General features: G+C 62.8%; 10 protein-coding genes and 2 pseudogenes. All 12 read right to left on the reverse strand.

What is annotated here, in order from left to right; translation table 11 throughout:
* Positions 1 to 18: 18 nt before the first annotated feature.
* Positions 19 to 867, reverse strand: a complete 849-nt coding sequence (locus tag EKK97_RS15605) for a rhomboid family intramembrane serine protease (RefSeq protein WP_159553230.1) — start codon at positions 865 to 867, stop codon at positions 19 to 21.
* A 223-nt stretch (positions 868 to 1,090) separates the two neighbouring features.
* Positions 1,091 to 2,077, reverse strand: a complete 987-nt coding sequence (locus tag EKK97_RS15610; protein WP_159555822.1) for a metallophosphoesterase — start codon at positions 2,075 to 2,077, stop codon at positions 1,091 to 1,093.
* Positions 2,078 to 2,098: 21 nt separating this feature from the next.
* Positions 2,099 to 2,986, reverse strand: a pseudogene (locus EKK97_RS15615) (NAD(+) kinase); the annotation flags it as partial.
* A 64-nt stretch (positions 2,987 to 3,050) separates the two neighbouring features.
* Complete coding sequence (locus tag EKK97_RS15620) at positions 3,051 to 3,920, reverse strand: carboxylate/amino acid/amine transporter (RefSeq protein ID WP_159553232.1); 870 nt, start codon at positions 3,918 to 3,920, stop codon at positions 3,051 to 3,053.
* A 160-nt stretch (positions 3,921 to 4,080) separates the two neighbouring features.
* Positions 4,081 to 5,685: pseudogene (locus tag EKK97_RS15625) on the reverse strand (glycerol-3-phosphate dehydrogenase/oxidase); the annotation flags it as partial.
* Positions 5,686 to 5,836: 151 nt separating this feature from the next.
* The gene (locus EKK97_RS15630) at positions 5,837 to 7,576 is read right to left on the reverse strand and encodes an ABC transporter substrate-binding protein (protein WP_159553234.1); all 1,740 of its coding nucleotides are present in this window, start codon (positions 7,574 to 7,576) and stop codon (positions 5,837 to 5,839) included.
* Positions 7,577 to 7,637: 61 nt separating this feature from the next.
* Complete coding sequence (locus tag EKK97_RS15635) at positions 7,638 to 7,910, reverse strand: DUF2160 domain-containing protein (protein ID WP_159553236.1); 273 nt, start codon at positions 7,908 to 7,910, stop codon at positions 7,638 to 7,640.
* 15 nt (positions 7,911 to 7,925) lie between these two features.
* Positions 7,926 to 8,819: a carbohydrate ABC transporter permease gene (locus tag EKK97_RS15640; RefSeq protein ID WP_159553238.1), complete on the reverse strand. Its 894-nt coding sequence runs from the start codon at positions 8,817 to 8,819 to the stop codon at positions 7,926 to 7,928.
* A 1-nt stretch (position 8,820) separates the two neighbouring features.
* On the reverse strand, positions 8,821 to 9,705 hold the full coding sequence (locus EKK97_RS15645) for a carbohydrate ABC transporter permease (protein ID WP_159553240.1): 885 nt from the start codon (positions 9,703 to 9,705) through the stop codon (positions 8,821 to 8,823).
* Positions 9,702 to 10,799, reverse strand: coding sequence for an ABC transporter ATP-binding protein (locus EKK97_RS15650; RefSeq protein WP_159553242.1), 1,098 nt, complete (start codon positions 10,797 to 10,799; stop codon positions 9,702 to 9,704). The genes EKK97_RS15645 and EKK97_RS15650 overlap by 4 nt, the downstream gene beginning before the upstream one ends.
* Positions 10,799 to 11,887 (reverse strand): ABC transporter ATP-binding protein, encoded by a 1,089-nt coding sequence (locus EKK97_RS15655; RefSeq protein WP_159553244.1) that lies wholly within the window; start codon positions 11,885 to 11,887, stop codon positions 10,799 to 10,801. The genes EKK97_RS15650 and EKK97_RS15655 overlap by 1 nt, the downstream gene beginning before the upstream one ends.
* A gap of 51 nt (positions 11,888 to 11,938) precedes the next feature.
* Positions 11,939 to 13,465: a glycerol kinase GlpK gene (gene glpK / locus EKK97_RS15660; protein ID WP_159553246.1), complete on the reverse strand. Its 1,527-nt coding sequence runs from the start codon at positions 13,463 to 13,465 to the stop codon at positions 11,939 to 11,941.
* Positions 13,466 to 13,773: the final 308 nt, after the last annotated feature.

The following is a 13,773-nucleotide window of genomic DNA, read 5'->3' on the forward strand; positions in this document are numbered from 1 at the left end:
TTCTCTCGAAGTGACGGCTCAATGAAGACGCCTGGCTCGGCCCGAATAATACCACCCCAACAGAAGCCCCACGACCAGTCCCCCCAGGTGCGCCTCGTTGGCTACGTTGCCGAAGCCGACCGCGCCGGCCATGTCGGTCATGGTGAACACCATCCAGCCGAGCATGAAGACCACCAGCATTTGTGGCACGAAGAAGCCGCTGTGCGGCGCCCGGCGCGACATCAGCCAGACGTAGCCGAGCAGGGCGAAATCGACACCCGACATGCCACCAAACAGCACGGTGCCGGTGGCGTACTGGGCCAGGTTGGCGCCAACGCCTGCCACCAGCAGGATCGTCAACATGCGTCCACTGCCCTGCAGCGTCTCGACCTGGCGGCCGAAGTACCATAGCCACATCATGTTGAAGATCAGGTGCATCCAGCCGAAGTGGAGAAAGGCCGGCGACAGCAGGCGCCATACCTGCCCCGAGGTCAACACGTCGGCCAAGTTGCCGAAGGCCAGGCTGCCGCCAACGACGGCGACCGGCACGATGGTCAACATGGCCACCACGATGTCGCCGAGCACGGCCATCAGGGCGAATACCAGCAGCGAAATGCCCAACGCCGCGGTGGTGACCGGCACTTGCCGCAAGGCAACGGAGAGAGAGGCCCCGCTCGTCGAGCGGCGGCGCCGTTCCGGCATGATGCGCTCACCACGCTGCCAGCGAGTGAGCAAGTGCATCAGCGCATCGTGCTGGTCAAGATCGGCGAGCCATAGGACCTGCCCCTCCGCTTCCTCGGTGAAGCGGTGCCCGATCCGGTGAGCCCACAGCGCACGGCGCAGCTCGCGGGTATCCGTGTCGTGTGGAAACAGCATGATGCGATACATGAACTCTTCCTAAATCAACCCTTGGCAGCATCTTGCGCTGCAACGAGGCTTTTCTCAAATCCCTTCGTCTTCGAACCGCCGCTGGAGGCACATAAAAAATCCGGCGGAAGGGGGCCGCCGGACAAGAGCAAGGGATCATTCAAGGGAACACCTACTCTGACGAGCGAGCCGAGGGGAAGTTCATGGCGACGAGCAAAAAAGTTGTAAAACTTTGTATCCCTCTTCAATCAAAGTCGATTTCCCACGGCCGTGGCCTTGCAGCTTCCTCCTGCGGCACCCTCACCCAGACGAAATGGTTGGCGTCCAGCCGCCGCTCGCCGCTCCAGCGATAGGCCACCAGGCGGCCGAATTTCACTGCGCTATAGTCGAGGCAGGCGATGTTGGCCGTAGGCAAGGCCGGAATGCCCTCGCACCAGTAGTGACCGATGAACAGCGGCGGCTGGTCGAGCCCGTAATGAGGCAGGCGGGCGCGTTCGTTCGCGGCCAGCTCACGTGCTTCCAGATCGTCGGGGAGATTGTCGGGCTGGAAGATCACGTCACCCCAAGTGTGTGGCTCGCGGGCCCAGAAGTGCGCGCGGAAACTGCGCCGAGTAAAACCGTCGCCGGAGTGAATCTCCACTCCGGGGGGCAACGGCAGGTGTACCCCACGGGTCAAGCGGTCGAGAACCCGATAGGCCAGCGTATCAGACTCCACGGATTGACACAGGAAGGGCTCATCGATGATACCCCTCGGGCATTCGCGCTCGAGCGCGTCGATCAGTTCCTGGTCCCAGCAGGCGTGCACCACTCGGAATGCATCGAAATCGAGGTAGAGGGGGATCTCCATGAACCAGGCCAGCGTCTCGTCCCACTCGGCGGGATGATCACGGTACTGGTCGAGAGTTTCCTTGATGATGCGGTTGTGCCGAGGAGAGTGTTCACGCAGCCATTCGCGTCCCAGTTGGCGCGGCGCAGGGTGACAATAGGCCAGCGCATTGTATTCATGGTTGCCCATGACCATATGCGCCTCACCCTCCTCCACCATGCGCCGCACGATGGTGACGGCCAGGCGAATGCGCGGGCCACGATCGATCAGGTCGCCGAGAAAGATCGCCTTGCGCCGCGGATGGCGGTAGACGCCACCGCGCTGATGGTAGCCGAGCTTCTCGAGCAGGGCCGCCAGGGTGGCGCCGCAGCCATGCACGTCACCGATCAGGTCGTAGCCTTCGATCGCCGCCTGTCTCACCTCAATCCCCAACCGGTTGCTCCAGCCCAGCTTGCTGCGCAGGACCTCGTAGAAGTTGTGGCCGAGCGGATGCACCAACTGCACCCGCTGGGGCTTGCGCTTCACCACCAGCACATCGTCCGGCTTGGCCACGGCACGGGTCTGACCGTCGCAACTGATGTGAGGATAGGTCTGATTGGTCTCGCCGATATGAACGTGGATCTCGCTGGCGGCATCGATCACGATGGGCCGGCTGGACAGGGTATGCGGGAACATCGGCACCAGTTCGATCACATCCAGCTTGGGGTGCATGATCGAACCTCCGCCCGACAGCGCATAGGCGGTAGAGCCAGTGGGTGTGGCCATGATCAGTCCGTCGCTACGCTGGCTGCAAACGAATTGCTTGTCGATGAACAGTTCGAACTCGATCATGCGCACCGCCTTGCCGGGGTGCAGTACGACCTCGTTGAGGGCATCGCCATTGCCGACCAGGGTGCCGTCGCGATACAGCTCGGCATCAAGCAAGAAGCGCTCCTCGACCTCATACTGGCCGTCCAGCACCTGGCCGACCCGTTCCTCCAGCTCGTCGGGTGAGATATCGGTGAGAAAGCCCAGGCGTCCGCGATTGACGCCCAGCACCAGGGTGCCGCTGTGGCACAGCGTGCGGGCGGCACCTAGCAGGCTGCCATCGCCACCCACCACGATGACGAGATCGCACAGCTCACCAAGGGTGCGCCGGCTGGCTTCGGGATGACCATGGTCGAGCAGCACGGTAGCGGTACGGTCCTCGACGATCACATGGAGGCCGCGCTCGTCGAGAAAGCGCATCAGGCGCTTGAGGGTCTCGACCACCTTGGTGCTGCCAAGGCGGCCGATGAGACCGATGTTCTTGAATCCGCCGTGCTCTTTTTGCATGCCCTGGCCTCTCGGATCGTGGCCGCTCATTATGGGGGCTGGGCCCAGGGCGGGCAAACACGCCTTAGACAGCGGTGACCGCCTGACGGCGCAGCCACCATTCGTTGAGCACCAGCGAACCCACGATGATCGCTCCCCCCAGCCCCAGCCGCACCAGGTCGGCATCACGGTTCCAGATCACTAGGTTGACCACGAGACCGGCAGGAATCAGAGCGTTGTTCATGATCGCCAGCGCTCCGGCATCCACCCGGGTGGCCCCTAGGTTCCAGAAGAAGTAGCCGAGGCCCGAGGCCACCAGGCCCAGCCAGGCGAGCACGCCCCAATGCACTGTCGTGGAGGGCAACGCCGCGGCATTGCCCAGCAGAGCGAAGGCCGGCAATGCCACGATCAGCGCACCCAGATAGAACCAGGCAAAGACGCTGTGGCGCGGCAATTCAGCGGGTAGCGTCACGGAGAAGCGACGGTAGCCCACCTGACCCAGGGCGAAGCAGAAGTTGGCCCCCTGCACCACCAGGAAGCCGAGCCAGAAACCGCTGTCGATGCCGTCGTAGCGGATCACCGCCGCTCCCATCACCGCCAGGGCGGCAGTGAGCAGGTAGAACGGAGTGAAGCGGCCGAACAAGGCATCGTCGAGCAGCGTCACGTAGAAGGGTGTGAAAATGGTGAAGAGCAGGACTTCCGGCACCGATAGCAACAGGAAGGACTGGTAGAAGAAGATGTACATCACGCCCAGCTGCACAGCGCCCAGACCCATCAGGGCCAGACGCTGGCGCCCCACCAGTAGCCGCGGCCGCAGGAACGGCAGGAACACCAGGGCCGCCAGGCCGACACGCATCAGTACCGCGAAGTAGCTGTCCACCTGCCCGGCCAGGTAGACGCCGATCAGCGAGAACGAGAAGGCCCAGAGCACAGTGACGCCGACGAGATAACCCACGGTTAACCTCTTGGAATAATTTGAGTTGACTGGCGATTATACGGCCATTTCGCCGCCCTTCAATGCACCGACGCCAAGGCGCTTCATGCACCGGATGTCGGCGAGCGGGCCGACTCGCTCGACATGACAGGCTCCCCGACGCCACCTCGCCACGCTCACGACGTGTGGTGGCGAAATACTCCTCCAGGCGCACATCGGCCTGATCGCCGAACAGGATCGCACACGCCTCACGCAAGCCAGGTGACTGGCGCATCGCCTCCTCATGCACCACCAGGGCGACCTTGGAGCGCCGCCGCAGGAAATCCTCCAGGCGGGTGATCATCTCGCGCCGCTTGGCGTAGTGCAGCTCGCAGCGCAGGTATTCCGTACCTTCGATCAGCACCTCGGCCTGGCGCGGATCCTCGCGGATCTCCTCGAGCATCTCCAGCGCATGGGTGCCATAGCGTCGCCACAGTCGGGTCGACAGCGGCTCGGAGGCGTCACTCGCGGTGAAATCATCGAGCCCCATGAGTTTCGCCTGGTGGAGAAACTCATGGCGCACCTGATCGGGCGGCTCGCCGTACCAGCGATATTTGGGGTACGGCACCTCGACACCCATCCGGCCGACCGCGGCGACGATCTCCTCGCCCACGTTGAGGCAGTCGGTCAGCTTGCCACCGAAGATGCTCAGATGCGAGTCGGCCTGGTTGATGTCGATGGCATGCTTGCGCGAGAGCTGCAGGAAGTCGCGCCCACTGCCGCCATCGGCCTTGACCGCCAGGGGACGCACACCGCAGCGGATGGAAATAATGTCCTGCTTGTCCAGCGGCCTGTCGAGTTCGAGGCGCTTGTTGATGTTGTCCAGCACGAAGCGAATGTCGTCTTCCGTGGCCGTCACCTCGGGTCTCTCGACGCGGGTGTCGGTGGTCCCGATACAGGTTCGCGGCCCCATGGGAATGACGAAGAAGAGTCGGCCATCATCGGCGAAGAACGCCAGCACGCGTCGACTGTCGGTCAGACGCGGCACGATCAGGTGGATGCCCTTGGAGTATACGTGGCGATGGTCCGTGGCTTGCCCGGTGAGGCTGTTGTGCTCGTCGACCCAGGGGCCGGCGGCGTTGATCAGGACTCTGGAGCGTACGACGAACTGCCGCCCGGTGACGACATCGCGCACCTGCGTCACCCAGCCGCCGTTCTCGCGTCGCGCACCCAGCGACTCCACATAGTTCGCCGCCACCGCACCGTAGTTGAGCGCCCCACGCACGAAGTTGAAGACGAAGCGGGCGTCGTTGTCGTGCAGGTAGGCATCGGAATACTCGAAACCGCCGATGGCATCGCGCGTGTCGATGATCGCTTCACTGTCACGAATCGCGCTGGACGAGAGAAAGCGCGGAATCCGCGTAAAGCCATTGCCGATCAGCCAGTAAAGCCATGCACCGGCCCACAGGTAGCGCGGGTGGTAGCGAAAGCCCCGTGTGATGGTGGTGAGAAAGCGGATTTCCTGCACCGTGGCGGGATAGCTCCTGATCAGGTGGTTGCGGCTCATGCAGAGCTTGCGCACCAGGGCGAAGTCGCGACTCTCCATGTACTTGATGCCGCCCCACACCAGGTTGGACGAGTGCATGCTGGTGCTGCCGGCGAAATCGCCCCGCTCGATCAGCGCAACCCGTACTCCCTTGCCGGCCAGTGCCGCCGCCGCAGAGGCGCCATTGATGCCGCCCCCCACGATCAGTACGTCGAAGTCTCCGTTATCCAACTTATTGATATTACTGCTACGCAGTTCCATGTACGGACCTTTTTGAAGCAAAAGCCCCGTTCGGCGAGCGCCGAGCGGGGCAAGGATGACCCGGACGGGCTACCGGAACACGGTGATGGTGTCTGGGCCCGGCACAACGCGCCGGGCAACTTGGCTCGCCGGGTGCGGCCCGACGCTTGCCTCAGCGTGTACCGGCGGCCATCCACTCCTCCATCATCTGGTCGTAAGGCACGGTGGTTCCCTGCGGCATCTCGTCGTCGAGCTTGGCCTTGGGCGAGCCTTCCTGCGACAGCCAGTACTCCGGGTCGCGCTCTTCGTTGAGCATCGGCGGGTAGGCCTCGAACACGTTGGCCCGTGCCAGCCGCGCCATGATGTTGTCGAGCGCGCCGGCCAGGTTGTCGAGCGCCTCCTGGGGCGTGATCTCACCGCTCACGGCCGGGGCCAGGTTCTGCCACCACAGCGGTGCCATGCGCGGATAATCCGGCACGTTGGTGGAAGACGGGGTCCAGTTCGACTCGTTGGGGCTGCGGTAGAACTCCACCAGGCCGCCCAGCTTGGGTGCCAGTTCGGTCATCTGGTCGGAGAAGATGTCGGACTCGCGGATCGGCGTGAGACCGGCCATCAGCTTCTCCAGCGATACGGTCTTGGCGGTGGTGAACTGAGCGAACAGCCAGGCCGCGGTGCGCCGGTCCTCCGGGGTGGAATCGAAGAAGGTCCAGGAACCCACGTCCTGGTAGCCCACCTTCATGCCCTCCTCCCAGTACGGCCCGGTGGGCGACGGCGCCATGCGCCATTTGGGGTTGCCTTCGTCATCGGTGACCGGCAGCCCCGGGTCGGTCATGTCGGCGGTGAAGGCGGTGTACCAGAAGATCTGCTGGGCGATGTTGCCCTGGGCAGGCACCGGACCGGCTTCACCGAAGGTCATGCCCTGGGCCTCGGGCGGCGCGTACTTGTCCAGCCACTCGACCATCTTGGTCACGGCGAAGACCGAGGCCGGCGAGTTGGTGGCACCACCACGGCTGACGCTGGCCCCCACCGGGCGGCTCTCTTCGTCGACGCGAATGCCCCAATCGTCCACCGGATTGCCGAACGGCACACCGGGGCTGCCCATGCCCGCCATGGAGAGCCAGGAATCGTGGAAACGCCAGCCCAGCGACGGATCGCGGCGCCCGTAGTCCATGTGACCATAGACCCGCTGGCCGTCGATCTCGCCAACGTGCTCGGTGAAGAACTCGGCGATGTCCTCGTAGGCCGTCCAGTTGGTCGGCACGCCCAGGTCGTAGCCGTAGATCTCGCGGAACTGCTCCTGCAGGTCCTCGCGCTGGAACCAGTCATAGCGGAACCAGTAGAGGTTGGCGAACTGCTGATCGGGCAGTTGGTAGATGCTGCCGTCCGGCCCGGTGGTGTACTGCAGGCCGATGAAGTCGTCGAGATCGAGGGTCGGCAACGTGAAGTCGGCCCACTCGTTCTCCATGGCCTGGGACAGATTGACGGTAGTGCCGTAGCGGATATGGGTACCGATGGCATCCGAGTCGTTGACGTAGCCGTCGTAGATATTGCGCCCGGTCTGCATCTGGGTCTGCATGTTGTCCACCACGTCACCTTCGCCGATGATGTTGTGGGTGACCCGGATGCCGGTGAGTTCCTCGAAGGCCGGCGCCAGTACGTCACGCTCCCAGACGTGGGTAGTCAGACCTTCGGCGACGGTATTGATCTCCATGCCGCGGAACGACTCGGCGGCCTGGGCAAACCATAGCAACTCCTCGATCTGCTCCTCGCGGGAAAGCGTGGAGTTCTGGAAGTGCGTATCGACCAGCCGCTCGGCGATCGCACGGGCATCGTCTGACTGGGCGTGCAGGCCGGCCGAAGCGAGCAGCAGGCTGCCCGCGATCGCCGTCAGTTGGATCCTTTTATTCTTCATGTTGACCTCGTCTGCGTGTGGATGTCGTCCATGACACGGTTATCGTCCGTACGGCCTTGGTTCAGCCCCAGCGCATCAGCACCAGCAACCAGAGGACGGAAGCCCCTAGGGCAAACCAAATCGAGAGTTCGGTGAAGCCGACCACCGCCAGGTGGATATAGGCAGCGGAAAGCAGCCCTATGAAGAGCCGATCGCCGCGGGTAGTAGCGATCGGCAGGAAGCCGCGCCGTTCCACCGTGGGCGAAACCAGCTCCCAGGCCGTCATGCCAAGCAGTATCGCGGCGATGACGGCGAAGAAAACCGCCGTGGGCAGTGTCCAGACCATCCAATCCATCGTGGTTTCCTCCCCTCAGGTCCGGCCCAGGGCAAAGCCCTTGGCGATATGGTTGCGCACGAAATAGACCACCACGATGCCCGGGATGATGGTCAGCACGCCGGCGGCGGCCAGGGTGCCCCAGTCGATACCCGATGCCGTCGAGGTACGCGTCATGATCGAGGCGATGGGCTGGGCCTTGGTGGCGGTCAGGGTGCGGGAGAGCAGCAGCTCGACCCAGGAGAACATGAACAGGAAGAACAGCGTCACGCCGATTCCCGAGCGGATCATGGGTAGGAAGATGGTGACGAAGAAGCGCGGAAAGCTGTAGCCATCGATATAGGCGGTTTCGTCGACTTCCTTGGGCACGCTGCTCATGAAGCCCTCGAGAATCCATACCGCCAGCGGAATGTTGAACAGACAGTGAGCCAGCGCCACAGCGATATGGGTATCGAACAGCCCCACCGAGTAGTAGAGCTGGAAATAGGGCAGCAGGAATACCGCCGGCGGCGCCATCAGGTTGGTCAGCAACCAGAAGAACAGGTGCTTGTCGCCGATGAACTTGAAGCGGCTGAAGGCATAGGCGGCGGGCAGCGCCACCGTGATACTGATCAGCATGTTCATCAGCACGTAGGCCAGCGAGTTGACGTAGCCCATGTACCAGTTGGCGTCGGTGAAGATACCCACGTAGTTGCCCAGGGTGAAGTTCTGCGGCCAGAACGAGAAGGTGCCGAGAATCTCACTGTTGGTCTGGAACGACAGGTTGAGCAGCCAGTAGATCGGCAGCATCACGAACACTAGATAGAGCCCGAGCAGCGTGCGGCGACGCCAACGGACGCTGGCCGAGCGGGCTTGCTTGCGGCGCCTGGCGGCACTGTCGGCCGCCTGCTGACGTACGCTTTCGGGGGTGGTCGGCACGGAGCGGGTCATGTCAGGCGCCTCCCTGTGAGGTGTCGTCTTTCTGGCTGTTCATGATCGCGGTGTAGAAGACCCAGCAGACCAGCAGAATGATGAGGAAATAGATCAGCGAGAACGCCGCCGAGGGGCCCAGGTCCTGCTGCCCGATGGCCATGGTGGTCAGCGACTGGCTGAGAAAGGTGGTGGAACTGCCCGGCCCGCCGCCGGTGAGCACGAACGGTTCCGCATAGATCATGAACGAGTGCATGAAGCGCAACAGCACGCCGATTACCAGCACGTTGGTAAGCTTGGGCAGTTGGATGTAGCGGAACACCGCCCACTTCGAGGCACGATCGATGCGTGCCGCCTGGTAATAGGCATCGGGAATCGAGCGCAGGCCGCTGTAGCACAGCAGGGCGATCAGCGGGGTCCAGTGCCACACATCCATCAGGATGATCGTGGCCCAGGCATCGGTAGCATTGCGGGTGATGTTATAGGGGTAGCCCAGCTCGCGAATGCCGACGCCCATCAGCCCGATGTCGCCACGGGTGAAGAGCTGCCAGATGCTGCCCACCACGTTCCATGGGATAAGCAGCGGCAGCGTGATCAGGATCAGCACGGCGGAAGCCTGCCAGCCGCGCTTGGGCATCAGCAGGGCGATACCGATCCCCAGCGGCACCTCGATCGCCAGAATGGTGAAGGAAAAGGCGAACTGGCGCAGCAGTGCCGCCTGCAGCGCCGAGTCGTTCAGCATCACCTCGAACCACTCGGTGCCGGTGAAGAAGCGCGTGTTGGCATCGAACACGTCTTGCACCGAGTAGTTGACCACTGTCATCAGTGGAATGATGGCCGAGAATGCCACCAGCAGCAGCATGGGCAGGATCAGGAACCACGCCCGGTTGTTGTAGACCTTGTTCATTGCCCCACCTCCACGCGGAACTCGTCGATATAAAGGTGCAGCCACGCTTCGGGGAAGCGGACGAACGCCTGCCGTGGCGGCAGCGGCTGGTCTTCACCCAGGCGCGCACGGAACGTCTTGCCGGCGAATGCGAACGACACGATGCGGTAGGTACCGAGGTCCTGAACGCTGTCGATCTCGATCGGGTAGGCATCCGTGGCCGGAGTTTCCCGCACCTCGACGAACTCGGGGCGAATCCCGAGCTTGATGTTGCGTGAACGGGCCTGCTGGATGGCGCCCTGAAGCGCCGGAGAGAGCGTCAGGTCGACGGTACCGGCCCGCGCCCCGCTGTCAGTGCGCGCCACCTCCATCAGGTTCATGCCGGGGCTGCCGATGAAGTATCCGACGAAGGTATGCGCCGGCGTCTCGAACAGCTCACGCGGGGTGCCGAACTGCACCACCTGGCCCTCGTACATCACCGCGATCTTGTCGGCAAAGGTCGAAGCCTCGAGCTGGTCGTGGGTCACGTAGATCATGGTGATGTTGAAGCGCTCGTGGATCTCCTTGAGCTTGCGCCGGAGCTTCCACTTGAGCTGGGGATCGATCACCGTGAGCGGCTCGTCGAAGAGGATCGCCGAGACATCGTCGCGCACCAGGCCGCGCCCCATGGAGACCTTCTGCTTCTCGTCGGCGGTGAGGTTGCGCGCCCGGCGCCTGAGCAGCGAGGTGAGATCGAGGATATCGGCCACCTCGGCGACGCGCTCGCGCACCTTGGCTTCGGGAGTACCCACATTACGCAGCGGAAAGGCCAGGTTGTCGTACACCGTCATGGTGTCGTAGACCACCGGGAACTGGAACACCTGGGCAATGTTGCGCTCCTCGGGTGGCAGCTCGTTCATGACCTGGTCGTCGAACAGCACCTGCCCGTTCGAGGGTGTCAGCAGGCCGGAAATGATATTGAGCAAGGTCGACTTGCCACACCCGGAAGGCCCTAGCAGGGCATAGGCCCCGCCCTGGTGCCACACGTGCTCCATCTCGCGAATGGCATAGTCATCGGGCCCCGAGGGGTTCGGCGCGTAGCTGTGCGCCAGCGACTTGAGGGTGATCTGGGCCATCAGTGCGCTCCTGGCCGTGCCGGGATGTGCACGACGTCGCCATGCCGATCGAAGGCATAGATCTTGTGAGTCGGAAAATAGACCTTGATACGCTGGTCGACGCCGAACTCATGCACCCCGGCCAGGTGCAGCACCAGGTGGAAGAGGTCGTTGTGCACGTGAAGGAAGGTCTCCGAGCCGCTGATCTCGGCGATATCGACCGTCACGTCCAGCTCGAGATCGTCGTCCGCCTGACGCTGCAGTCCAATGTGCGAGGCACGCACGCCAAACTGGTACTGGCCCGGTGTGAGACTCGCCAGATCGCGGTTGAGCGGAAAGTGGACATTACGATCGAAGGTCACTTCGGAGCCGGAAACCATCGCCGGCACTACGTTGATGGGCGGCTCCGAAAACATCTCGGCGGTAAGCACGTCGCGGGGACGATGGTAAACGTCCTCGGTGGGACCGTACTGCAGCAGGCGCCCCTCGTGCAGCACGGCAGTGTGACCACCCAGAGCCAGCGCCTCATTGGGCTCGGTGGTAGCGTAGACGGCGATGCAGTTACGCGCCTTGAACAGCTCGCGCAGCTCCTCGCGAAACTCCTCACGTAGCTTGTAGTCGAGGTTGACCAGCGGCTCGTCGAACAGGATCAGATCGGCATCCTTGACCAGCGCGCGGCCCATGGCGGTGCGCTGCTGCTGGCCGCCGGAGAGCTCCGCTGGATAACGCTCCAATAAATGTTCGATATGTAACATCCTGGCCGTCTCGAGCACACGCCGGCGAATTTCTTCTCGCGGCACGCGAGCCAACTTGAGCGGCGAGGCGATGTTGTCGAAGACCGTCAGGCTCGGGTAGTTGATGAACTGCTGGTAGACCATCGAAACGTTGCGTTTGCGCACCGACTTGCGCGTCACGTCCTCGCCATGCATCAACACCCTGCCGCGGGTTGGTGCCTCGAGGCCCGCCATGATGCGCATCAGTGTCGTCTTGCCTGCCAGGGTTCGTCCCAGCAGTACGTTGAAGGAGCCGGGAGCCAACTCGAGGTTGACCCCCTCGATATGCGTGGCTCCATTGACCACATGGTCGATGTTTTCAAGTATCAGAGACATGCTGAACTCTTTGTCATCGTTATTGAGTCGTTGTTGAACTGGCGCGTACGCCTAGCCGGCCAGCGACATGGCGTCATGCGATGCGTTGGCCTGATCATCGCCGCGATCGCTCTTCACTCTTGCCACGGCCATCTGCCAACCAGCGTAGAGCGACTCCCGCATGCCAGCAGACATCGCAGGCATGAAGGTGCGCTCGCATTGCCACAGCGCCGCCAGCTCATCCAGCGAGCGATACCAACCGACGCCCAGAGCCGCCAGGTAGGCCGCCCCCTGGGCTGTCGTTTCCCGTACCACGGGACGATCCACCTCCTGCCCCAGCACATCGGCCAGGCACTGCATCAGCCAGCCATTGGCCACCATGCCGCCATCGACCCTCAGCCTGCCCCGGTCGGTGCCGACGTCCTGCATCATGCATTGATAGAGATCGCGCGACTGGAAGCACACCGAACGCAGGCCCGCCGCTACCAGCTCAGCGATGCCCGTATCGCGGGTCAGGCCGAGGATCGCTCCGCGAGCTCGCGGATCCCAATGAGGCGCGCCCAGACCGGTGAAGGCCGGCACCAAGTAGACGCCGTGACTTCCTCGGGTCCGTTCGGCGAGCCACTCGGTTTCAGCCGCATCCTCGAACAGCCCCAGGCCATCGCGCAGCCACTGCACCGTGGCGCCGGCCACGAAGATGCTGCCCTCCATGGCATAGGTGGGCACGCCATTCAGCCGATAGGCCAGTGTGGTCAACAGGCGGTTATGGGAGGCGACCGCCCGCTCGCCGGTGTTGAGCATCATGAAACAGCCGGTGCCGTAAGTGCTCTTCAGCATGCCGGTCTCGAAGCAGGCCTGACCGACCAGCGCGGCGTGCTGATCACCGGCCACGCCGAGGATGGGAATTTCATGGCCGAACAGGGTGGAATCAGTGACCCCATAGTCGTCGCTGGAGTCGCATACCGCCGGTAGTAGCGCCGCCGGGATATCGAACAGAGCCAGCAACTCCGCATCCCACTGCTGGGTGTGAATGTTGAACAGCAGCGTGCGCGAAGCGTTCGTCGCATCGGTCAGATGCCGCCGGCCACCGGTCAGGCGCCAGATCAGATAGCTGTCGACGGTGCCGAAGGCCAGCTCACCGCGCTCGGCGCGTTGACGTGCTCCGGGCACGTTATCCAGGATCCAGGCCAGCTTGGTGGCGGAGAAATAGGGATCGATCAGAAGCCCGGTACGGTCGCGAACCACCTCGCCATGGCCGGCAGCGGCGAGCGCCTCGCACTGAGCAACAGTGCGTCGATCCTGCCACACGATCACGGGATGGATCGGTTCGCCGGTGGCGCGATCCCAGACTACGGTGGACTCCCGCTGATTGGTGATGCCGATCGCCGCCACCTCAGCAGGAGCGACAGGCTGCAAGGCCTCCCGACACACGCCCAGTACGGACTGCCAGATCGCCTCAGCGTCATGCTCCACCCAACCGTCGCCCGGGAATGATTGAGCCAGCGCCCGCTGAGCCATGACCAGCGGACGCAGCGAACGATCGAAGAGAACCGCACGCGAGCTGGTCGTGCCTTGATCGATGGAGAGTAAGTAGGACATTAGCCTCGCCCTGTTATTCTTGTCGGGTCGTAGCCATGGAGGTCTTGCCGGAAAAAACGAACAGGAGAGAGCGCACCATGTTCGTTTTCAATCAAAAAACAACCTCACATGTTCGATTTACGATAGCGAGACTAGCGCAGAGGTAGATAAGGGGCAACGTCAATGTTCGAACAAACCGTCATACTATAGTCTACCGGCGGCCGAGAATGGCTTACCCTAGGCATCTCCGACAAGTGAACCCTCCTTCCCTAACAAGCTTTCGTTTTTCGACAACACTGTTCGATTTCGAATACAGGGTCAGAGAAACG

The sequence above is a fragment of the Billgrantia tianxiuensis genome, from assembly GCF_009834345.1.
Classification (GTDB): Bacteria; Pseudomonadota; Gammaproteobacteria; order Pseudomonadales; family Halomonadaceae; genus Halomonas; species Halomonas tianxiuensis.

What these genes read in the sequence shown, in the direction of transcription:
- EKK97_RS15605 (WP_159553230.1), bottom strand. Translation starts at nt 867, where the DNA reads ATGTATCGCATCATGCTGTTTCCACACGACACGGATACCCGCGAGCTG.
- EKK97_RS15630 (WP_159553234.1), bottom strand. Translation starts at nt 7,576, where the DNA reads ATGAAGAATAAAAGGATCCAACTGACGGCGATCGCGGGCAGCCTGCTG.
- EKK97_RS15635 (WP_159553236.1), bottom strand. Translation starts at nt 7,910, where the DNA reads ATGGATTGGATGGTCTGGACACTGCCCACGGCGGTTTTCTTCGCCGTC.
- EKK97_RS15640 (WP_159553238.1), bottom strand. Translation starts at nt 8,819, where the DNA reads ATGACCCGCTCCGTGCCGACCACCCCCGAAAGCGTACGTCAGCAGGCG.
- EKK97_RS15645 (WP_159553240.1), bottom strand. Translation starts at nt 9,705, where the DNA reads ATGAACAAGGTCTACAACAACCGGGCGTGGTTCCTGATCCTGCCCATG.
- EKK97_RS15650 (WP_159553242.1), bottom strand. Translation starts at nt 10,799, where the DNA reads ATGGCCCAGATCACCCTCAAGTCGCTGGCGCACAGCTACGCGCCGAAC.
- EKK97_RS15655 (WP_159553244.1), bottom strand. Translation starts at nt 11,887, where the DNA reads ATGTCTCTGATACTTGAAAACATCGACCATGTGGTCAATGGAGCCACG.
- glpK (WP_159553246.1), bottom strand. Translation starts at nt 13,465, where the DNA reads ATGTCCTACTTACTCTCCATCGATCAAGGCACGACCAGCTCGCGTGCG.